17 protein-coding genes are annotated in these 20,790 nt (G+C 73.0%); 9 read left to right on the top strand and 8 right to left on the bottom strand.

The window, feature by feature from the left end; genetic code table 11:
* Positions 1 to 23 precede the first annotated feature (23 nt).
* Both dacB and O7606_RS13035 read right to left on the bottom strand, forming a co-directional pair.
* A complete protein-coding gene (gene dacB / locus O7606_RS13040) occupies positions 24 to 1,640 on the bottom strand; it encodes a D-alanyl-D-alanine carboxypeptidase/D-alanyl-D-alanine-endopeptidase (protein ID WP_281599387.1) in 1,617 nt (538 codons plus the stop codon).
* A 104-nt stretch (positions 1,641 to 1,744) separates the two neighbouring features.
* Positions 1,745 to 2,470: an aquaporin gene (locus O7606_RS13035; protein ID WP_281599386.1), complete on the bottom strand. Its 726-nt coding sequence runs from the start codon at positions 2,468 to 2,470 to the stop codon at positions 1,745 to 1,747.
* A gap of 349 nt (positions 2,471 to 2,819) precedes the next feature.
* On the opposite strand from O7606_RS13035, the gene O7606_RS13030 reads away from it, so the two are divergent.
* Together O7606_RS13030 and O7606_RS13025 are read left to right on the top strand one after the other, a co-directional pair.
* A complete protein-coding gene (locus O7606_RS13030; RefSeq protein WP_281599385.1) occupies positions 2,820 to 3,107 on the top strand; it encodes an adhesin in 288 nt (95 codons plus the stop codon).
* 820 nt (positions 3,108 to 3,927) lie between these two features.
* Positions 3,928 to 6,729 (top strand): hypothetical protein, encoded by a 2,802-nt coding sequence (locus O7606_RS13025; RefSeq protein WP_281599384.1) that lies wholly within the window; start codon positions 3,928 to 3,930, stop codon positions 6,727 to 6,729.
* Here the strand turns inward: O7606_RS13025 and O7606_RS13020 are convergent.
* The 5 genes from O7606_RS13020 to O7606_RS13000 form a co-directional block, all read right to left on the bottom strand.
* A complete protein-coding gene (locus tag O7606_RS13020) occupies positions 6,707 to 7,078 on the bottom strand; it encodes a hypothetical protein (RefSeq protein WP_281599383.1) in 372 nt (123 codons plus the stop codon). The genes O7606_RS13025 and O7606_RS13020 overlap by 23 nt on opposite strands.
* Positions 7,079 to 7,090: 12 nt before the next feature.
* A complete protein-coding gene (locus tag O7606_RS13015; RefSeq protein ID WP_281599382.1) occupies positions 7,091 to 7,321 on the bottom strand; it encodes a hypothetical protein in 231 nt (76 codons plus the stop codon).
* A gap of 120 nt (positions 7,322 to 7,441) precedes the next feature.
* Positions 7,442 to 8,521: a hypothetical protein gene (locus O7606_RS13010; RefSeq protein WP_281599381.1), complete on the bottom strand. Its 1,080-nt coding sequence runs from the start codon at positions 8,519 to 8,521 to the stop codon at positions 7,442 to 7,444.
* The gene (locus O7606_RS13005; protein WP_281599380.1) at positions 8,407 to 9,525 is read right to left on the bottom strand and encodes a transporter substrate-binding domain-containing protein; all 1,119 of its coding nucleotides are present in this window, start codon (positions 9,523 to 9,525) and stop codon (positions 8,407 to 8,409) included. Before O7606_RS13005 ends, O7606_RS13010 begins: the two co-directional genes overlap by 115 nt.
* Before the next feature lie 81 nt (positions 9,526 to 9,606).
* A complete protein-coding gene (locus O7606_RS13000; RefSeq protein WP_281599378.1) occupies positions 9,607 to 11,016 on the bottom strand; it encodes a glycoside hydrolase in 1,410 nt (469 codons plus the stop codon).
* 358 nt (positions 11,017 to 11,374) lie between these two features.
* On the opposite strand from O7606_RS13000, the gene O7606_RS12995 reads away from it, so the two are divergent.
* From O7606_RS12995 to O7606_RS12985, 3 genes are all read left to right on the top strand, one after another.
* Entirely contained in the window at positions 11,375 to 11,767 is a 393-nt protein-coding gene (locus O7606_RS12995; protein WP_281599377.1) for a cupin domain-containing protein, read from the top strand.
* A gap of 39 nt (positions 11,768 to 11,806) precedes the next feature.
* Positions 11,807 to 13,588, top strand: coding sequence for a glycoside hydrolase family 15 protein (locus tag O7606_RS12990; RefSeq protein WP_281599376.1), 1,782 nt, complete (start codon positions 11,807 to 11,809; stop codon positions 13,586 to 13,588).
* A 138-nt stretch (positions 13,589 to 13,726) separates the two neighbouring features.
* Entirely contained in the window at positions 13,727 to 14,506 is a 780-nt protein-coding gene (locus O7606_RS12985; RefSeq protein WP_281599375.1) for an aldo/keto reductase, read from the top strand.
* A 38-nt stretch (positions 14,507 to 14,544) separates the two neighbouring features.
* Here O7606_RS12985 and O7606_RS12980 read toward each other — a convergent pair whose 3' ends face one another.
* The gene (locus tag O7606_RS12980) at positions 14,545 to 15,666 is read right to left on the bottom strand and encodes a cellulose binding domain-containing protein (protein ID WP_281599374.1); all 1,122 of its coding nucleotides are present in this window, start codon (positions 15,664 to 15,666) and stop codon (positions 14,545 to 14,547) included.
* A 264-nt stretch (positions 15,667 to 15,930) separates the two neighbouring features.
* Here O7606_RS12980 and O7606_RS12975 point away from each other — a divergent pair, with 264 nt between their 5' ends.
* The 4 genes from O7606_RS12975 (at position 15,931) to O7606_RS12960 (ending at position 20,772) form a co-directional block, all read left to right on the top strand.
* A complete protein-coding gene (locus O7606_RS12975) occupies positions 15,931 to 17,037 on the top strand; it encodes an FAD-dependent monooxygenase (protein WP_281599372.1) in 1,107 nt (368 codons plus the stop codon).
* Between the two features lie 114 nt (positions 17,038 to 17,151).
* Positions 17,152 to 18,909, top strand: coding sequence for a cytochrome c oxidase subunit I (ctaD, locus tag O7606_RS12970; RefSeq protein WP_281599371.1), 1,758 nt, complete (start codon positions 17,152 to 17,154; stop codon positions 18,907 to 18,909).
* A 104-nt stretch (positions 18,910 to 19,013) separates the two neighbouring features.
* Entirely contained in the window at positions 19,014 to 19,274 is a 261-nt protein-coding gene (locus O7606_RS12965) for a potassium transporter TrkA (protein WP_281599370.1), read from the top strand.
* Positions 19,275 to 19,281: 7 nt separating this feature from the next.
* Positions 19,282 to 20,772 (top strand): cation:proton antiporter, encoded by a 1,491-nt coding sequence (locus O7606_RS12960; protein ID WP_348651148.1) that lies wholly within the window; start codon positions 19,282 to 19,284, stop codon positions 20,770 to 20,772.
* The last annotated feature ends 18 nt before the right edge of the window (positions 20,773 to 20,790 follow it).

The following is a 20,790-nucleotide window of genomic DNA, read 5'->3' as shown; positions in this document are numbered from 1 at the left end:
AGGGCGGGCCCCTTCCGGTCGTCTCAGCAGGTGACGGGCTTGTGCCAGGAGCATTCGATCCCGTCCGGGGTGGCCTGTGGGGGCGCCGGGGCGGCGGGTGGGGCGGCGGCCCGGCCGGCGGCGCCGGTCGCCGTCCGGGCGGTGGCCTTGCCGGTGTACGAGGCCAACGTGATCGCGATCTGGTCCTCCAGGCTCTTCACCGACGAGGCCAGGTAGTTGTTCAGCACGATCGAGAAGGCCAGCACCCGGCCGTCGGCGTCGGTGACGTACCCGGAGAGACCGGACACCCCGGTCAGGCTGCCGGTCTTGGCGCGTACGTTGTTCGCCGCCGGGGTGCCGACCATCCGGCTGCGCAGGGTGCCGCCGACGAACCGCTCGGCGTTGCCGGCCACCGGCAGGGCCGCGTACCAGGTGGCGAACCACGGCTCGGCGCGGACGGCGACCAGCAGGTCGACGAACTCGGCGGGCGGGACGTGGTTGCGCCGGGACAGCCCGGATCCGTCGCGTTGACGCAGCGTGCCGGTGTCCATGCCGGCGTCGGCGACGTACTCGCTGATCGCGGCGAGCCCGGCCGACCAGGTGCCGGCGCCGGTGAGCACCCGGCCGATCTCCTTGGTGAGCACCTCGGCGTGACCGTTGTTCGACAGTTTCAGGAACGGGACCATCAGCTCGGCGAGCGGCATCGAGTCGTGGTGGGTCACCCGCGTGGCGTCGGCGGGGGTGGCCTGGCCGAGCACGGTCCGCCCGAGCACCCGTACGCCGTGCCGGCGTAGCGCCGAGCGGAACACGTCGGCGGCGTACCCGGTGGGCTCCCAGACCGTCACCCAGTCGCTGACGCCGTCGTCGTCGGCGGCGATCTGCCCGGTGACCACGATGGTGTTGGTGCCGTGTTGCCGCTCGAAGCTGACGTCGGTGCCGCCGGTGGCCACGGTGGTGGCCCGATTGTCGATCCGCAGGTACCCGGTCGACGGGGTGACGCTGATCTCCGGCCGGGCGCCGGCGCCGCTGCCGGGGGTGGCGGTGACGATCGCCGTCCCGGCGTCGTAGTCGGTGTCCGGCGCGACGGTCAGCGCGGAGACCTGGGCGGCGTAGTAGTACGGCTCGTCGTCCCAGGCCCAGTCCGGGCCGAGCCGGGTGGCGTCGTAGCGGGTGTCGTCGGCGACCAGGTTGCCGCTGACCACCCGGATGCCGGCTCGGGCGACCGAGGCGGCGAGCGCGTCGTAGTCGGCGGCGAGCATCGTCGGGTCGCCGCCGCCGCGCAGGTGGAGGTCGCCGGTGAGGACGCCGCCGCGCTGGTTGCCGTCGCGCAGGACGTCGGTGGTGAACCGGTGTCCGGGGCCGAGCAGCTCCAGGGCGGCGGCCGAGGTGAGCAGCTTGGTGTTGGAGGCCGGGATCAGCCGGCGGTCGCCGTTGCGCTGGTAGACCGGTTCGCCGGTGGCGGCGTCGGCGATCACCACGCCGGCCTGCGCGCCGTCGAGTCGGGGGTCGGCGAGGATGGCGTCGATGGTGGCGCTGAGCCGGGTTTCGGCGGAGGTGGGGGACTCGGCGTTGGCGGTGGGGGCCCCGCTGGTGGTGGCGGTGACGACCGCCGTGGCGAGAACGGTCAGCGCGAGCGCCCGGACACAGTGACGACGTTGCATCCGTCGATGCTGTCATGAAGGTAGTTTTCGGCGCAGCACCGTGACCGAAGATTTGTGCCGGGATTTCGGGTGGCCGGGTTCGGGGCAGCGGTTCCGTCGGGCGGTCAGCGGCGGCGTCGACGGCCGGTGGGGTTCTCCTCCGGCTCTCCCCGGTAGCGGCTGTTCTGCCGCAGGATCAGTGGGGCCACCAGCGCGGCCAGCGCCCCGCCGAGCAGCGGGAAGACGATGAAAACCCAGAGTTGCCGCAGGGCCGTGCCGCCGGTGAAGACCGCCGGGCCGAAGGACCGCGCCGGGTTGACCGAGGTGCCGTCCAGAGTGAGGCCCATCAGGTGGACGGTGGCCAGCGCGAGACCGATCGCCAGCCCGGCCATCAGGGCGTGTTCGGTGCGGCTGGTCACCACCAGCACGACCAGCACGAACAGGAACGTGAGGACGGTTTCCAGCACCATCGTCCCGCCCCGGTTGATGTGCGCGCCGTAACCGTTGCTGCCGAGCACCCCGGTCTCGTCGGCCACGTCCCCCCACCGGGTCAGGCCCCACAGGATGAAGGCGGCGAGGGTGGCCCCAACGAACTGGGCGATCCAGTACCCGACCGCGCCTTTCGGCGAGATCTTGCCGGAGAGCAGGACGCCGAGCGTCACCGCCGGGTTGCAGTGGCTGCCGGAGAGCGGGCCGATGGTGTAGACGAGCGCCAGCATGACGAAACCGAAGGCCAGCGCGACGACCACCACGCCGCCCTGGACGCGGGCGGCGACCGCGCTGCCCACGCCGAAGAAGACCAACAGCAGCGTGCCGAGGCACTCGGCGCCGAACCGGCGGAAGTCACCCATGGCTGCAGCTTATGCGAGCCTGGTTCGCTATAAGGTTTAATCGGCTTTTATGGTGCTATGGTAGCTTAGCCCTTTCCGCTGATCGTGCTCTATTTGACGGATCACCTGGCAGCGGGCACGGTGGTGGGAGGGGCCCACGCGATCGGCCCCGGGCGGTGGCCGCCTGCCACGTCCGTCAGCCCGTCGGCGAGCCAGGCCCGGCGAAGTGTCCTCACGGGCCGGGTCCGCAGATTCCGGCCGGTCGCCGGCCCGCCCAGTCCAGGTCCGCAGGCTCGACGTCCGATCACCGCGAATCCTCGACGTCCGGTCGCCAGCGCGACAATCCGCCCATCTAGTGAGGAGCTCCGCCGTGCTCACCATGACCGACAACGCCGTACTCGTCATCCGTGACCTCGCCGCCCAGCAGGACGTCTCCGACGCCGGAGGGCTGCGCATCGCGGCCGACGTCACCGCCGGCTCGCTCACCGTCGAACTCGTGGAGCAGCCCGCCCAGGGCGACCAGGTGGTGGCCGCCGAGGGGGCCCGGATCTTCCTCGACGCCGACGCCGCCGAGCTGCTGGGCGACACCTCGGTCGACGCCAGCGTCGACGACGAGGGCGTCGTGCAGTTCGGCTTCACCGAGAAACCCGCCGCCTGACGCAGCCGCCGCGTGTCCACGGCCGGGCGGGCCTACGGGTCCGGCCGGCACGCTCACCGGCCCGGCGGGCGTGCTGCGCCGGCTGAGTCGGCCATTTCAGCCGGTCGTCCGATGTCGGCCTGGTCCGCCGTGTCGGCCGGTCCGGCTGGGTCAGCCGTTCCGGCATCGCGGTCGGCGTGGACACCTTGCTCACCGCGTCGTCACCCGCACCCCACCGATGGTTGCGGCGAGTAGCCGAGGGTCAGATTCAAGCTGGCAGTTGCCGATAGTGATGTCGCTGCCGCCAACCGACAGCCTCACGTCCGCTTTGCTCTGCACCCACGGACGCGACAAGCGTGTCTAACAGGGAATATGTATTCCCGGATAGCAAATACCTGCTCGCTGTTTCTTCACGCATCGTTACTGGCGCGGCTAGGGGTGCAGAGCAAAGCCTCGGGAGGGATGTTGCTGGGAACGGCCATCTGACTTTCCGTGATCGCGTCTGACTTTTGGCAGCACGCCCGACCGTCGTGGGGTCTCTGGGTTTGGTCAAGCAGGGACGGGGTGGTGGGGCGCGCCCCGGGCCGGGCAGCCCCGCGCGGGCAGTCCGCAGTCCGGGCCGGGCAGCCCCGCGCGGGCAGTCCGCAGTCCGGGCCGGGCAGCCCCGCGCGGGCAGTCCGGCCCGGGCAGTGCGGACCGGTCGGCCCGGTGCACGCGGGGCCCGGGCGGCGGACCGGCGGGCCCGGCGCTCGCGCGGCCTGAAGCCGACCAGTGGGGCGGGTAAGAAAGCCGACTGTGCTCCAGAGTGGCCCGTCCGGCGCGACTGCGCCATTGTTCGTCCATGGCCACACCGATCGAGGACCTGGCGGACCTGTTGGCCGGTCGAGCTGTCCGTCCCGGACGGTTCCGGCGGCCGGTCGGCGAACGACCGGGGGCCCCCGAGGCGTCGCTGCTGGTCTGGATGGCGTCCCGGCTGGCGCGCCTCGACAGCGCCGGCGCGGACTCGGTCCGCATGGTGCGCCTGGCAGCCATGCTCGCCGGGGACACCCGCGCCACGGACAATCCCTGGCCGGTGATCCCGGAGGCGATGACCGAGTTGCTGGGCGCGCGGCCGGGCGAGCCGCCGCCGTTCCGGCCGATCGTGCCGTCGTACCCGCCGGAGCATCCGTTCTGGGCCGCTCCGCTCGGCTGGCTCCACGTCCCGGATGTGGCGTATCTGCTGCCGGAGCTGCCGCCGGCCGTCGTCGGTCGGGCCGCCGGCCGGGTTCTGGACCTGGTCGAGGAGGCCGCCTACCGGGGGGCCGACTGGTACGCGACGGCCGTCGCGGCCCGGGTCGCGCCCTTCCTCGACCCCACCGACCGCGACCGGCTCCGTGACCGGGACCGGCTGCTGCACCCCTTCTGGCGGCCGACCTACCGGGCGGTGTCGACGAGGGCGACCCGCTGGCCGACGGTGGCCGCCGAGCTGCTGGCCGCCCATCCGGCCGTCCCCCTCCTGGACCGGCTCGCCGACTCGGCGCCCGTGGCGGACCTGGTCCGGGTCATCGACGACGCGGTCATATCGATCTCGGTCCGGCTGACGCCCCCCATACGGTCGAGCCCGGACGAGGAAACCGGAGCGGCCGCCGGCGCCCTCCCCCCTGACGACGACCTTCCCGACCGGGACGATCCCTGGGGGAGCCTTCCGGGCGGCGGTCGGCCGGATGACGTCGCACCGTCACCGCGGTCCTACGACTTGCATCCGCAGATGCGGACCCTCGGGGAGGGTGAGGAGCTGGTCCGGTCGTATGGCGCCTTCCGGGGGCCCCGTAGCCGTCCCGCCGGGGCCGCCCGGCCGCCGGCCCGGACCCGGTACGTGAGCACCGGGGTGGCTCGGCCGGCGGAGCCGGACCGCCCGATCGGCGTCCTCGAACCGCTGTCGCCGCGGACGGCGTACCTGTTCTGGCTGGAGGTGGGGGAGCCCGCGCCCGGCGCCTTCGAGTCGGCGCCCGCCCCGCTGACGATGCCGGCCGGCGCCGGGCCGGGGACGGCGCTCACCGTCGCCGTCTTCGGCTATCCCGCCGAGATCGCCCCGGTGCCCGGCGCGGACGTGGGGGAGCTCGTGGTGGCCGCCGACGGCGCCCTGGTGGTACGCCGGCAACCGGACGGGCGCTCGACCGGCGGGGCCCGGCTGTACTTCCCGATCCGCACCCCGAACCGGCCCGGCCGGCACCGGCTGCGCTGCGGGATCTACTGCCGGGGGACGCTGTTGCAGTCCCGGATGGTCAGCCTGGTCGTCGGGGCGGCCGGTCCGCACGGGGCGGTGGTGGACTACGCGGTGGACACCCGGCTCGACCCGCGGGAGCTGTCCCGGCTGGCCGACCTGGACCTGTCCATCTTCGTCAACGACAACGGGCCGGGCACGCACGGCTTCCGCTTCCTCGGCGCGGGCGGCGAGATCAAACAGGACACCGCGCTCGACGCGCAGGCGTTGCAGGATCTGGTCACCACCGCCCGCCGCACGCTGCGCCGGATCAGTTGGGGCAGCGACGACGAGTACCGGCGGGGGCTCACCTTCCGGTACGACCGGACCCCACCGGACCCGACCGAGGACCTGATCGACCTGGCCTGCACCGGGTACGCGCTGTGGACGGCGATCGCCGGCGAGCTGGCCGGGCCGACCGCGCAGCCCGGCGTGTCCCCGCTGCGGCTGCTGCGGGACCGGCTGCGCCGGCCCGGCGTGGTGGAGCTGGCCAGCCGGGCGAGCGCGCGGATGGTCGTCCCCGCCGCCCTCTTCTACGACCACCCGCTCGACCAAGGGCTGCGGTTGACCCTGTGCCCGACCGCCGGGGCGGCCCTGCGCGCCGGCGTCGACCTCACCCGGGAGCCGTGCTTCCAGGGCGAGTGTCCCTCGTACGGGGACCGGTCGGTGGTCTGCCCGGCCGGGTTCTGGGGCTTCCGGCACGAGCTCGGCCTGCCCCGTTCGGCCCTGTCGGCGCACCCGGCCCGGGGAAAGCCGCACGACGTGGGTAGCGGCGGGCACCTCATCCGGTGCGGCGGGCGGCCCCGGTGCGTGGTGGGCATCTCGCAGGAGTTCGCCGGCCCCCACCCGAGCTGGGTGCGCGGCCTGGGCAGCCCGGAGTCGCAACTGCACGCCGACCGGGAGGGCATGCTCGCCGCGTTGCGGGCGGCGGAGCCGGTGACCCAGCTCGTCTACTTCTTCTGTCACGGGGCGATCGTCGACGGGGAGCCGCTGCTGCTGGTCGGTCCGCCGGAGGCGTCCGGGATCAGCTACCTGCAGATCGCCGACGGCGACGTGTACTGGCCCGAGGGGCGGCCACTGGTGTTCCTCAACGGCTGCCGGACGGCCGCCGTCGAGCCCCGCTACGCGATGTCCTTCGTGGACGCGTTCGTCACCCGGGCGCTCGCCTCCGGCGTCATCGGCACCGAGATCGTCACGTACGAGTCGCTGGCCGAGACGTTCGGCCGGCTGGTCCTGGACGCCTTCGTCAACCGGCGGGAGTCGATCGGTCGGGCGGTGCGCTCCGCCCGGCTGGCCCTGCTCGCGGCCGGTAACCCGCTCGGGCTGATCTACGTCGCGTACGCCCCGCCGAACCTGCGGCTCGACGGGCCGGTCGGGGTCAGCCCCGGGCCCGCCGGTTGATCTCCGGGGCGTCCATCGGGCGGCTGCCGTCGCTGCCGAGCTGGCCGTCCAGCGGTGGCCGTCGGCCGTCCAGGAACCACGCCATCGTCCAGCCCCGCTGGGTCAGCACCAGCACGACCAGCAGGAGGAAGTACCCGAAGAAGCCGATCGCCAGCCCCAGGCCGTACGCGGCGAACAGGTCGGTCTGCTCGGGGAAGAGGGTGAGCGCCACGCCCCCGCCCAGCGCGCCCAGGATCGAGGCGACGTCGGCGAGCCGTATCTCGGCCCGGTGCCGGTTCACGAAGTACGTGAACCACCCGATCACCACACCGAACGCCAGCGCTCCCCACTGCGCCAGGACCATGAGCACCCCTCACCCTCGTCAGGATCCGGCGGACCGGACCGCCCAGCGGAACGACACGACCGCGCCGACGCCGGTGAGCAGGCCGAGCGCCGCCCACGGCAGCCCGGACGGGCCGGTGTTGGCCTGCACCACCAGGCCGGCCGCGACCAGCAGCGCCAACCCCGGCCAGGTGGCGGCGAGCCGGCCGGTACGCGAGCCCAGCCACCAGCCCAGCACGAAGCCGAACGCGACGGCGCCCACCTCGACCATTGCCGCCCTCTCCGATGTCGACGGTTCCGCGGTGCCGACCGTATCGCTCCCGTCCGACGCCGGCCGCCCCGGGCGCTCCGGCGCCGCCACCGACCCGGCCTGAGCCGGTACCGCCGGCGGTCAGGAGCCGCCGGCCGGGCGGCCGGCGCAGCGCGGATCCTGGGCGGCGACCGGCCGGCGGGGCGTCATCCAGTCCAGGGTGGTCTCCTCCACCGGCCAGCCGTGCACCGACACCACGCTGAACGGCGCGCGGGCGACCTCCGGGCAGAGGGTCTGCGTCCGGACCCGACCGTTGGGCAGGAACCGCACCGTGCCGCCCTGGTCCAGCAGCACCGTCGCGGTGTCGGTCATGGTGATCAACTGACCGAGCGCGACCTCGTCCGGCATCTGGTCGCTGTCGGTCGCCGCCACCTCCACCGCGGCGTCCGGCAGCACCGGGACGCGCAGGAACACCGCGCCCATCACCAGCGGCAGGGCCGCGGCGACCGTGTAGGCCAGGCCGTGGGTGAGCGCCGGCGCGATCCAGCCCGGGATCGGCCCGGTCAGCACCGGACCGGCGGCCGGCGGCACCGCGAGCAGCACGGCGGTGGTCCATTCACCCGTCGTCGCCGCCGCCCAGACGGCCGGGCCGAGCACCGCGTACGTCAGCACGCCCGCCGCCACCGGCAGCGCCGTGCCGACCAGCAGGAGCCGGGTGGGGTGCTCCGGGTACAGGTAGCGGGTGCGCAGGGCGAGCAGCCAGAGGGCGAGCATCAGCAGCGTCGGCAGGAAACGCAGTTGCCAGGTGAGCGCGGCCAGCACCACCGCCCCGGTGAGCACCCAGCCGGGGGTGCGGGCGGTGCCGGAGGCCAGCAGCGAACGTTCCGGGTCGAACCGTTCCGGCGCGCTCAGCCGCAGCAGCCGGCCGAGCACCCCGACCACCAGCACGGCCAGCGGCCCCGCCCAGACCAGCGCGATGAGCAGGGCGCTGAGCATCCCGAGCGGACTGACGTACTGCACCAGCAGCAGCATCGTGGACATGTCCTGCCGGCTGAGCTGCCACAGCCGCAGCACCAGCAGCAGGACGGGGAACGCCGGCAGGAGCGTCAGCAGCCACTGTTGCGCCTGCCGCGCCCCGGCGGCACGGCGCGGGCGGGCGCTCTTGCCGGGGCCGGCGGTGATCCGGGGTGACCCGGCGGCGGTAGCGCGAACCTCTCCCACGGCCACTGCCGTACCTCCACGTTCCTCGGCTCGGGCTGCTGCTCCTCCGCCACCGGCTGGGGCAGGTTGTACGGCTGCTGCCAGCGCAGGTTGGCGTCGTACGCGTCCTCCCAGCTCCGGTCGGCGGGGTCGGTGCCCGAGGCGTGCAGCGCGAGATCCACCAGATCACGCAGGGGCCGGTTGGCGGCGTTGACCCCCCATTTTTCCTGCGGGGACGAGCCGATGTCCCAGTGGCGCAGTGGTTTGGGGCCGACCAGGGTGGCGGGGAACGGGTTGTCGCCCTGCCGGCCGGTGACGAAACCGGCCAGGATCGCCGCGTCCGTGGTGACCGCGTCGACGGCGCCGTCGTAGAGGGCCTGGACGCACTCGCTGATCCGGTTGCGACCGACCGGCCGGGTGCCGGCCTCCCGGAGCCGGGCCTGCGAGGTCGAGGTGGTCAGCGTGCACACCCGCCGACCCTGGAGGTCCTCCAGGCTGCTCACCGGGCCCTTCTCGGTGGCGGCCGTGATCACCGACTGCTCGGTGTGCAGGTACGGCGCGGAGAACAGCGCGCCCTCCTTCTCGCGTTCCTCGGTGATGCTGTAGGAGGCGATCACCAGGTCGACGGCGACGAACCGGTCCCGGTAGAAGGCCTGGCGGCGGGCCCGGTCCTCGCTCTCGATCGGCAGCAGCACCACCTGGCTGCGCTCGAAGCCGAGGTAGCCGGCGATCAGGTAGGCGATGTCGATGTCGAACCCGCGCCAGCCGCCGCCGGCGAGGGACTGCGCGACGCCGGGCTGGTCGTCCTTGACGCCGATCAGCAGCTCGTGTTTGCCCTTGAGACCGGCCTGCTCCAGCAGCTCGTCCCGGGTGGGCGGGCCGAAGCCGAGCACGACCGGGACCAGGGCCACCGCCAGCAGGGTCAGCACGACCGTCAACGCCACCAGCCGGAGCCGGGGCGCGCGCGCCCACGCCGTGCCCGCCGGAACCGTGCCCGCCGGTGGTGGCCCGCTCTCCTGACTCACCCTGGTCCTCCCCGCTGCCGGTCCCGGTCGTCGACCTTCCATTGTGGTCGGCGACGACTGGTCGGGGGAGGGGCCGGAGGGTCAGTCCCGGCCGGGCCGCCGGCTGACCAGCGTGGTCAGCGAGCGGGGCGCCAGCTCGACCGTCGGGTGGGGTCCGCGCCGGGTGACCGCGTCGGGCACGGGCGCGAGGTCGTGGCTGGCGTCGGTCCGGTAGACGGTCGGCCGGGCCAGGTCGACGGTGGTGGAGACGGTCGTGTCGGTGGTGTTGACGACCTGGACGACCTCGGAGCCGTCGACGTTGCGGTACGCGGAGACCTTCAGGCCGTCCTGCGGGCCGTGCGCTCCGATCCGGACCGCGCCGGGGCGGACGAACCGACTGTACGCGGCGAACGCGTAGAGGCGGGACGACACGCGGAAGGTGTCGTTGGCGTCGTCGACCTGGATCAGGGCGGCCGTCGCGCCCCGGGAGGACCCGAGCCAGTAGACGAAGGCGCTGCTGTCGGCCAGCGCCAGGGTGTCGTGGATCCGCAGCGCGACCCGGATGCCGTCGGTCTCCTTGCCGCTGTCCCAGGCCTCGTTCCAGCCGTCGGCGACACTGGACGGGGCCCACTCCGACATCCAGGTCCGGGCGGTGGTGGGCAGCGGCCGGTCCGCCGGGCTGGCGTAGCCGTGCCCGGTGAACAGGGACAGGTGCCGGCGGGCCTCCGGGTCCGCCTCGACGGCCCGGGCGTACGGGTCGGACTGCTGCCAGCCGAACGAGTCGCAGCAGGCCACCCGTACCCCGGCGGACCGGGCGATCGGGCCGAGCACCTTGAGGAACTCGGTGGCCTGGGCCGGGGTGAACCGCATCGAGGCGTACGGGGCGGTCCAGTCGGGCTCGTTGGTGAACCCGAGCTCGTCGATCCGGATGCCTTCCTGGCGGTAGAACCGGGTGTACTGCACCAGGTAGCGGGCGTACGCCTCGCGCCAGTCGCCGCTGGCGCAGGAGACGCCCTGGAGGCCGCAGAGCTGGCCGCCGTTGATGTCGACGCCGTTGTCCTTCATGTACCCGGGGGCGCTCCAGGCGTCGGCGTAGAACCGGTCGACGCCGCGCCTGCGGGCCTCCTTGACGTACCAGACCTGGCCGCCGTCCCAGCCGTCCCACCGGTAGTCCGGGGTGGCGTCCGGGCCGCCGGGGTCGGTGGGCTGGATGGACAGCATCTTGTCGTACTCGGTGGTCGCCGACGAGCCGATGCCGAGGCGCAGGATGGTCGGGGCCGCGCCGACGCGGCGGTCCAGGAGCAGGTCGAGGGCGGCCTCCCGCTTCTGCTCGGACAGGTTGTGCACCAGCGAGCCGCGCTGGAAGGCGATCGAGTAGCCGAAGCCGTCGATGGTCTGGTGCCGCTCACCGCGGTCGAGGTCGATGCCGGCCGGGGGGCCGGCGTGCGCGGGCGCGGTCGTCAGGACGGCGGCGACCACGACGGCGGTCACCAGGCTGGGGGAGCGGAGCACGGGGACTCTCCTTCGACGCCGGACCGCTGCGCCCGGCAGGCGCGAGCACCCGATCGTATTTGCCAACGTGGATACGATACCGGAGGTGGCGCGTGCGGAGCGACCGGCGGCGGACATGAGCGTGCGGCGGCGTCCGGCTGCCGCCGGCACGTCGCCGCCGCTCTGACCGTCTCCCACCGTCGCAGCCTTCGGGCGGTACGCCAGCGGGGACCTGGCTCGACCGAACCGGCCTGCGCCGTCGGTCCGTGCTGCTTCGCATGATGCCCGCTTCCGGGTCGGCCAAACCTGGTAGGTGTGGAGAACTCCACCCTTCGGTGGTCCCGGCGTGGACCCGGCCGTCGCCGGGTATGGGGCGGGCATGGAGCACTACACGATCGCCACCGTCGCCGAGCAGAGCCCGGACTTCCGGCGGGTGCTGTGGACCGGTGAGCAGACCCAACTCGTCATCATGACCATCCCACCGGGCGGGGAGATCGGCGAGGAGGTGCACGAGGGCATCGACCAGATCCTGACCTTCGTCAGCGGCACGGCCGAGGCGCGGGTCGGCGGCGAGACGAAGGCCGTCGTCCAGGGCGACCTGGTGGTGGTGCCGGCCGGCACCCGGCACAACTTCGTCAACACCGGGCCGAACCCGCTGGTCCTGTACACCGTCTACGGTCCGCCCGAGCACGCCGACCAGGCCGTGCACCGGACCAAGGAGGAGGCCGACGAGATGGAGGCCGCCGGCAGGGACGAGCCACCCACCGCCTGAGGCGGGCCTGAACGCGGCGGATCGGGGTACGCCGGCCGGGTGGACCGGCCGGCCATCTCCGACTACGGCTTCCTCTCCGACTGCCGCTCCGGCGCGCTGGTCGGTCGGGACGGCTCGGTCGACTGGTGGTGCCCGGACCGGTTCGACTCGCCGGCGGTGCTCGGCCGGCTCCTCGACGACGCCGCCGGGTCGTGGCGGCTCGCCCCGGTCGCCCCGAGCCGGGTGGAGCGGGCGTACCTGGCGGACACCCTGGTGCTGCGGACCGTCCACCACACCCCGGAGGGCAGCGTGGCGGTCACCGACGCGCTGGCCGCCGAGCCGGGGGCCCGCGGGCACCAGCTCGGCCTGAACTCGCCGGCCGTGCTGGTCCGGGTGGTCGAGGGCCTGACCGGCCGGGTGCCGATGCGGCTGGACCTCACCCCCCGCCCCGAGTACGGGCTGCTCACGCCGTACCTGCGGGAACTGCCCGACGGCGGGGTGCGCGCCGAGGCCGGCCCGGTGGCGCTGGTGCTGCGCGGCGGGGTCCCGCTGCGGGCCGACCACGACCGGGTCCGCGCCGACTTCGCCGTCTCCGCCGGTCAGCGGATCGGCTTCGACCTGGCGTACGCGTCGGTCTACCGGGGTGAGCCGGCCCGGCTGGACCCGGTCGCCGCGCTCGCCGACACCGTGCTGGCCTGGCAGGCGTTCCGCGCGACGCACCACTACCGGGGCCGGCACGCCGGGCTGGTCCGGCACAGCGCCACCGTGTTGCAGGGGCTCACGTACGCCCGCAGCGGCGCGGCGGCCGCCGCTCTCACCACGTCGCTGCCCGAGCGGCTCGGCGGGGACCGCAACTACGACTACCGCTACTCGTGGCTGCGCGACTTCGCGATGACCCTGCACGCGCTCTGGGTGGCCGCCTGCCCGGACGAGACGTCCCGCCTCTTCGCCTGGGCGGCCCGGTCGATCGGCCGGCTCGGGTCGGCTCCGGTGCCGGTGCTGTTCGGCCTGGAGGGGGAACGGGAGCTGGCCGAGCACGACTACGCGCAACTGCGCGGCTTCGCGGGCAGCCGGCCGGTGCGGGTCGGCAACGACGCCTGGCGGCAGCGGCAACTGGACGTGCCCGGTGAGCTGGTGTCGGCGGTGTGGCGGCTGCGCGACCAGCTCGGCGAGCGGCTGGACCCGGAGGTGCGGGAGATGGTGGTCGGGTTGACCGAGCAGGTCGCCGCGACCTGGCGGCTGCCCGACCGGGGCATGTGGGAGCTGCGGGACGACGAGCGGCACCACCTGTCGTCCAAGGCGTTGTGCTGGGTGACCATGGACCTCGCGGTACGGCTCGCGCCGCGCCTCGGACGCGGGGCCGACCCGGCCCGGTGGGCGGCGGTCCGCGACGAGATCCGGGCGACGGTGCTGGAACGCGGCTGGAACGAGCGGGTCGGCGCGTACACCGGCGCGTTCGGCTCCGACGAGCTGGACGCCTCCGTCCTCTACCTGCCCGTGGTGCGGTTCCTGCCGGCCACCGACCCCCGGATGCGGGCCACCGTCGCGGCGGTGCAACGGCAGCTCGGCGCGCCGGGCGGGCTGGTCCGGCGCTGGGCCGGGGACCCGGGCGGGTTCCTGCTCTGCTCGTTCTGGCTGACGCAGTGCCTGGCGTTGGCCGGTGAGCGGACCGGGGCCGAGGCGGTCTTCGCCGGGGCCGTCGGGCACGCCAACGACGTCGGGCTGCTCGCCGAGCAGGTGGACCCGGTCACCGGCGCTCAGCTCGGCAACTTCCCCCAGGCGTTGTCCCACATCGGGCTGGTCAACGCGGCCTGGCGGCTCACCGAGCCCGGGGCTGACTGACCGCCCGCCGACTAGGTGGCACGGCGCTGCCCGTGGCGGCCGGTCGGCGCTGCCGGCGGCCGGGCTCGCCGGGCGGCCCGGCGGAACCGGCGGCCACTCTGCCGGCATGGGCGGGCACGTCCCGGGTACGTCGGGGCCATGAACGACTCCGACCAGCCCACCGTCACGCTCTCCGGCGAGGTCCGGATGCCGCTGCTCGGCTTCGGCACCTGGCAGTTGACCGGGTCGGCCGGGCGGGACGCCGTCCTGGCCGCCCTGGACGCCGGCTACCGGCACCTCGACACCGCCACCATGTACGGCAACGAGTCCGAGGTCGGCCAGGCGCTGCGGGACAGCGGCCTGCGGCGGGAGGACGTCTTCGTCACCACCAAGATCCCGGCCGAACGGGTGGGCCGGGAACGGGAGACGCTGGAGGCGAGCCTGGCCGCGCTCGGCGTCGACCACCTCGACCTCTGGCTGATCCACTGGCCCCCGGCCGACGACGGGGTGGGCATGTGGCAGCGGCTGCTGGAGCTGCGGGACGAGGGGCTGACCCGGGCGGTCGGGGTGAGCAACTACGCCACCACGCAACTGGACGAGCTGATCGGGCGGACCGCCGAGGCGCCCGCGGTCAACCAGATCCGCTGGGCGCCGGCGCTGTACGACGCCGCGCGGCTGGCCGAGCACCGGGAACGCGGCATCGTGCTGGAGGGCTACAGCCCGTTCAGGTCCACCGACCTGGGTGACCCGGCGCTGACCCGGATCGCCGAGGCGCACGGGGTCACCCCGGCCCAGGTGGTGCTGCGCTGGCACGTCGACCACGAGATCGTGGTGATTCCGAAGTCGGCCACGCCCGACCGGATCCGCGCCAACGCCGAGATCTTCACCTTCTCCCTCACCCCCGACGAGCTGCGCGCCGTCGACGCGCTGGGGGCGTGACGGGGGGACCCGGATCGGCCGGGTCCCCCCGTCAGCCGTCAGGCGCGGGAGCAGGCGGCGCCGTTGAGGCTGAAGCTGCCCGGCGCGGAGTAGCCGCCGCTCATCGACACCTGGTGGCCGAAGTTGACCGACGACCGGGCGGGGATGCTGCTGTTGTGGCTCACCGGTCGGGCGGTCACCGTGCTGCCGCTCTGGGTCACCGTGGCGTTCCACGCGCTGGTGACCTGGTGCCCGGACGGCAGGGCGTAGGTCAGGGTCCAGCCGTTGATCGCGTTGGAGCCGTTGTTGGTGACGGTCACCTCGGCGGTGTAGCCGTTGTTCCAGGTGTTGGCGACCCACTTCACCGCGCAGGAGCCACCGCCGGACGGCGGCGGGGTGGTCGGGTTCGGGTTGGTGTTGCCGCCGCCGTTGACGTTGGCCGAGAAGGAGTTCACCGCCAGGCCGACACCGCCGGACCACGGCTCGAAACCGGCCTGGATGCTGGTCAGGTACCACGAGTTGGTGATCGCGCCCCGGTTGCGCGTGTCGTTGATGAAGTCCAGGACGCTGAAGTTCAGGCTGCTGATGGCCGACGGCGCGACGTACGAGATGACGTTGTTGCTGCCGTTGCTGCCCTGCCAGACCTCCCAGGTCCGACCGACCAGGTTGGTGCTGCCGACGCGCGAGCCGATCGGCTGGATCGAGCCCTGCCGGTTCAGCCAGATCATGATCTCCATCTGGTTCACCCCGTCCCGCTTGGGCGACGGGTCGAGCCAGATGTCGTACGAGGCGTTGTAGGTGGCCCCGCTGACGTAGTTGTAGCTGATGTTGCTGGTCGCGCTGCTGATCTGGCTGACCTGCATCGGCAGGTTGGTGCCGGGGGAGCAGTTGGTGTAATGGCAGCCGAAGAAGACCGACGGGTACGCGGTGGGCGCGCCGTTGGTGGGGGCGCTGCCGTCCTGGCGGGTGATCTGGAAGCCGGTGCTGGTGACGTTGAGGCACTGCTGGGCGGTGGTGCCCCAGCGGTTGTTCTGCACCACGTACCGGTTCTGGATCACGGTCGAGCCGTACTGCTCGCAGATCTGGGTGTCGGCGGACGCGCTGCCGCCGAGGGCGACGGCGACGATCGAGCCGGCCGCGAGCAGCCCGGCCGCCGCGAGGGCGCGGAGGGTACGTTTCATCTGTTCGTAGCTCCTTGACTCGGCGTGGGGGCGCCGGAGCCTGCCGGTGGTGGTGAGGCTGCGGGAGCGCTCCCAGTGTCTGTCGACAGATTTACATGGCTGAAACGGCTACGCAACCGGACCCGGGCGGCGGGCGCGGGACCGGCCCGTCCGCCCGCCGGAAGGGAAGATCCGCGCCATCCGATCGGATCTTCCCTGCGTCGATTGCGGGGAGTAGTCTCTTGCCTTCAACGCGTGCCGCTCCCCTCGGAGGCGTACACCAGCATGGCTGGATCCCCCCTGCGCATTCTCGTCGTCGGCGCGGGCATCGCCGGCCTGGCGGTGGCCCGGGCGCTGCGGTTGGCGGGCTTCCGCCCGGACGTGATCGAGAAACTGCCCACCGGCGAACCCCACGACAGCGGCCTCTACCTGCCCGGCAACGCCGCCCGCGCGCTCCGCGGACTCGGCCTCGACCTGCCGGTACGACCCCTCGGGCAGGTGATCCACCGGCAGCGGTTCCTCGACTCGACCGGCAGCCCGCTCTGCGAGGTCGACCTGACCGGTCTCTGGGCGGGCGTCGGCGAGTGCCGGGCCCTGCCCCGCGGCGACCTGCACCGGGTGCTGCTCACCGGGGCCGGCGGCGCGGTCCGGCACGGCGTCGAGGTCCGTACCCTCGAGGTGGCTGCCGGCACGGTCACCGTGACCTTCCACGACGACGCCGTCGCCGAGTACGACCTGGTGATCGGGGCGGACGGGCCACGCTCGGCGGTACGCGCGCTGGCCGCGCTGGGTGGCCCGGCCCGCCCGGCCGGGCAGATCGTCTACCGGGGCATGGTCCGGGGCGGCCCGCCGCTCGCCGAGTGGACCGCCCTGCTCGGCCAGCGGGCCGGTCTCGTGGTGATGCCGGTCGGCGGCGGCCGGCTCTACTGGTACGCCGACGAGGCCGGCGTCCGGCCGCCGGCCGACCCGACGGCCCGGCTGCGCGAGGTCTTCGGCGGGTACGGCGGACCGGCGCCCCGGGTGCTCGACGCGCTGACCGACGTGCACGTCGGCGTCACCTGCGAGGTCGAGCTGGGACGCTGGTCCCGGGGCCGGGTGGTGCTGGTCGGGGACGCGGCGCACGCCACCACGCCCACCCTGGCCCAGGGCGCGGCGATGGCGCTGGAGGACGCGGTGGTGCTGGCCGAGTCGCTGGCCGCCACGCCCAGCGTCGAGGCGGCCCTGATCGCGTACGAGAGTCGGCGGCGGCCCCGGACCAAGTGGGTGCGCGACCGTACCCGGGACCGGGACCGCACCCGGGACGTGCCGCCGGCCCTGCGCGACCCGTTGCTGCGCGGCCGGGGTGGCCGGATCTTCCAGGAGCACTACCGGCTGCTGGTGGACCCGCTCTGACCTCCCGCCACCCGGCGGGGCACGCCCACCTGCCGGGGACTATCCTTCCATCGGACTACGGCTCGCTATTACCAGCGCGTGCCGAGCGGGACGAACGAGAACCGGAGGCCACTCGTGACCACCGTCGCACCGAAGCCGGTCGTGACCCGGCCCTGGCCGGTCCGGGAGCCGGTGAAGGGCTCGGCCCTCGCGCGGATGCTGCGAACCACGGACGCGAAGCAGATCGGGATCATGTACATGGTCACCGCGTTCGCGTTCTTCATGATCGGTGGCCTGATGGCCCTGATCCTGCGTGCCGAGCTGGCCCGCCCCGGGCTGCAGTTCCTCTCGCCTGAGCAGTACAACCAGCTCTTCACCATGCACGGCACGGTCATGCTGCTGTTCTTCGCGACGCCCATCGTGTTCGCCTTCGCGAACTACGTGGTGCCGTTGCAGATCGGCGCGCCGGACGTGTCGTTCCCCCGGCTCAACAGCTTCGCCTACTGGCTGTTCCTCTTCGGCGGCACGATGGCCGTGGCCGGCTTCCTCAGCCCCGGTGGCGCGGCCGACTTCGGCTGGACGGCGTACACGCCGCTGAGCACCGAGGCCCACTCGCCCGGCATCGGCGCGAACATGTGGGTCGTCGGTCTGGCCATCTCGGGTCTGGGCTCGATCCTCGGCGCGGTGAACCTGATCACCACGATCCTGACCCTGCGCGCCCCGGGCATGACCATGTTCCGGATGCCGATCTTCACCTGGAACATGCTGGTCACCAGCCTCCTGGTGATCCTGGTCTTCCCGCTGCTGGCCGCCGCGCTCTTCGCGCTGGCCGCCGACCGCATCCTCGGCGCGCACGTGTTCGCCCCCGAGACCGGCGGCCCGATGCTGTGGCAGCACCTCTTCTGGTTCTTCGGGCACCCCGAGGTGTACATCATCGCGCTGCCGTTCTTCGGCATCATCACCGAGATCATCCCGGTCTTCTCCCGCAAGCCGATCTTCGGTTACAAGGGCCTGGTCGCGGCGACCATCGCCATCGCCGGCCTGTCGATGAGCGTCTGGGCGCACCACATGTTCGCCACCGGCCAGGTGCTGCTGCCGTTCTTCAGCTTCCTGAGCTTCCTGATCGCCGTGCCGACCGGCATGAAGTTCTTCAACTGGATCGGCACCATGTGGCGGGGCCAGATCAGCTTCGAGACGCCGATGCTGTTCGCGCTGGGCTTCCTGGTCACCTTCCTCTTCGGTGGCCTGACCGGCGTCATCCTGGCCAGCCCGCCGCTGGACTTCCACCTGCACGACTCGTACTTCGTGGTGGCGCACTTCCACTACGTGCTGTTCGGCACGATCGTGTTCGCGGTGTTCGGCGGCATCTACTTCTGGTTCCCGAAGATGTTCGGCCGGATGCTCGACGACCGGCTCGGCAAGGTGCACTTCTGGCTGACCACGATCGGCTTCCACACCACGTTCCTGGTGCAGCACTGGCTGGGCAACGAGGGCATGCCCCGGCGGTACGCCGACTACCTGGCCACCGACGGCTTCACCACGCTGAACATGATCTCCACCATCGGCGCGTTCATCACCGGCGTGTCGACCCTGCCGTTCATCTACAACTGTTGGAAGTCGTACAAGACCGGCCCGGTGGTCGAGGTGGACGACCCGTGGGGTCACGGCAACTCGCTGGAGTGGGCGACGAGCTGCCCGCCGCCGCTGCGCAACTTCGACCGGATGCCCCGGATCCGCTCCGAGCGGCCGGCGTTCGACGCGAAGTTCCCCGAGCTGGCCGCCGGGCAGTCCCTCGCCGGCCCGCCCGAGGGCGGCGCCAAGCCGCTGACCAGCGAGTCCGACGGTGGCGCGCGGTACCGCGAGGACGTCGAGAGCGACATCGACCGGCACTGACCCGACCAGCTCGCGCACGGGCGTCGTACCCACCCGGGTACGGCGCCCGTCGCCGTCGAGCCCGTGCGGTGTCCGGGGGTGACGGATCGGACGTGAGGTGGACCATGGCGACGCGGTTGTGGAATAGTCGCCGCGTGGGCCACGGCATCGAGGTGACCGAGCTGTTCGGCATCGGCACGAAGTACGAGATCGCGTGCAGCCGGCGGCAACGGCTGACGATCGTGCATCTCAAGGACGGCCGCCGCGAGCTGTACGCCTTCGAGGACGGCGGCAACGCGGACGAGCCGAGCGCCGTGATCCATCTCGACGAGGACGAGGCGCGTCGGGTGGCCGCCGTGCTCCTCGGCACCTACTTCCAGGACTGAGCCGCCGATGAGCGCCGAACTCGTCGCCCTGGGGGCGGCCGGGGTCGCCGCCGGTCTGCTCGCCCGGGGCGGACGGCGGCTCGCGTTGCCGACCATCCCGGCCTTCATGGCCGCCGGCATCATCCTCGGGCCCTCGGTGACCGGGATCGTCGGCCACCCGGAGGACATCGAGCTGGTCGCCAAGATCGGCCTGGTGGTGCTCCTGTTCCACCTCGGCATCGATTTCCCGGCCGAGCAGGTGCTCGCCAGCGGCCGACGGATGCTGCTGGCCGCCTTCGCCTACATCGGTCTCAACGTCGGCGGCGGCCTGGCGCTGGGCTTCGGCATCGGCTGGGGCGCCCCCGAGGCGCTGGTCATCGCCGGCGCGGTGGGCATCTCGTCCTCGGCGATCGTGACGAAACTGCTCGTCGAGCTGAGACGGCTGACCAACGCGGAGACCCCGGTCATCCTCGGGGTCATCGTCGTCGAGGACATCTTCCTCGCGCTCTACCTGGGGCTGCTCGGGCCGGTGCTCGGCGGCGCCACCTCCCCGGCGGCGATGCTCGGCGAGCTCGGCCTGACCTTCGGCTTCATCCTCGGTCTGCTGCTGCTGGCCCGCTTCGGCGCCCGCGCCGTGCACGCGATCGTCCGCTCGGACGAGGACGAGCTGGTCACCGTCATCGCCATCGGCCTGGCCATCCTGGTCGCCGGGTTCGCCGAGCAACTCGGGGTCTCCGACGCGATCGGCGCGCTGATGATCGGCCTGGTGGTGTCCCGCACCGCGGCCAAGCACCAGATCGAGCGGCTGATCCTGCCGGTCCGGGACGCGTTCGCCGCGATCTTCTTCGTGGTCTTCGGGGCGACCATCCAGCTCGACGCCCTCGGGCCGGTCCTGCTGCCGGTCGCCGCGGCGGTGGCGTTGTCCCTGGTGATGAACGTGCTCGGCGGCGTGGTGCTGGCCCGCTCGCACGGGCTCAACCAGCGGTCCGCCGCCAACGCGGCGCTGGTGCTGCTCGGCCGGGGCGAGTTCTCGCTGATCCTGGCCACCCTGGCGATCACCGCCGGGCTGGACGAGCGGATCGGGCCGTTCGTGGCGCTCTACGTGCTGGTGCTCGCCCTGGTCGGGCCGATCCTCGCGGCCCGCTCCCACCGGCTGTCCGTGGTGCTGCCCAACTGGCTGCTCGGCGGCAGCTTCCGCTACGTGGGGCAGGAGACGATGGTGCGTTCCTGCGTCCACACCGAGGTGGCAGCGGCCGAGCCGGTCTCCGACGGCTGCGCGGACTGCCGGGCCACCGGCGACTCGTGGGTGCACCTGCGGTCCTGCCTGACCTGCGGGTACGTCGGCTGCTGCGACGACTCGCCGAACACGCACGCCACCCGGCACCACGAGACGACGGGGCACCCGGCCATCGTCTCGATCGAGCCGGGCGAGTCCTGGCGCTACTGCTACGTCGACAAGGTCCTGGCTCCCGGGGCGACGGGCCCGCGCCGGGACGCCCCGCCCGTCTCGCCGGGCTGAGCCCCGAGCCCGTCGGCC

This window comes from Micromonospora sp. WMMD882 (genome assembly GCF_027497255.1).
In the GTDB taxonomy this organism is placed as follows: Bacteria; Actinomycetota; Actinomycetes; order Mycobacteriales; family Micromonosporaceae; genus Micromonospora.
Note: the sequence above shows the minus strand (reverse complement) of the source record. Positions and strands in the feature narration are given on the sequence as shown.

Coding starts and splice junctions, on each gene's coding strand:
- O7606_RS13035 (WP_281599386.1), bottom strand. CDS start 2,470: ATGGGTGACTTCCGCCGGTTCGGCGCCGAGTGCCTCGGCACGCTGCTG.
- O7606_RS13015 (WP_281599382.1), bottom strand. CDS start 7,321: ATGGTCGAGGTGGGCGCCGTCGCGTTCGGCTTCGTGCTGGGCTGGTGG.
- O7606_RS12975 (WP_281599372.1), top strand. CDS start 15,931: ATGGCTGGATCCCCCCTGCGCATTCTCGTCGTCGGCGCGGGCATCGCC.
- O7606_RS12980 (WP_281599374.1), bottom strand. CDS start 15,666: ATGAAACGTACCCTCCGCGCCCTCGCGGCGGCCGGGCTGCTCGCGGCC.
- dacB (WP_281599387.1), bottom strand. CDS start 1,640: ATGCAACGTCGTCACTGTGTCCGGGCGCTCGCGCTGACCGTTCTCGCC.
- O7606_RS12960 (WP_348651148.1), top strand. CDS start 19,282: ATGAGCGCCGAACTCGTCGCCCTGGGGGCGGCCGGGGTCGCCGCCGGT.
- O7606_RS12965 (WP_281599370.1), top strand. CDS start 19,014: ATGGCGACGCGGTTGTGGAATAGTCGCCGCGTGGGCCACGGCATCGAG.
- O7606_RS12995 (WP_281599377.1), top strand. CDS start 11,375: ATGGAGCACTACACGATCGCCACCGTCGCCGAGCAGAGCCCGGACTTC.
- O7606_RS13025 (WP_281599384.1), top strand. CDS start 3,928: ATGGCCACACCGATCGAGGACCTGGCGGACCTGTTGGCCGGTCGAGCT.
- O7606_RS12985 (WP_281599375.1), top strand. CDS start 13,727: ATGAACGACTCCGACCAGCCCACCGTCACGCTCTCCGGCGAGGTCCGG.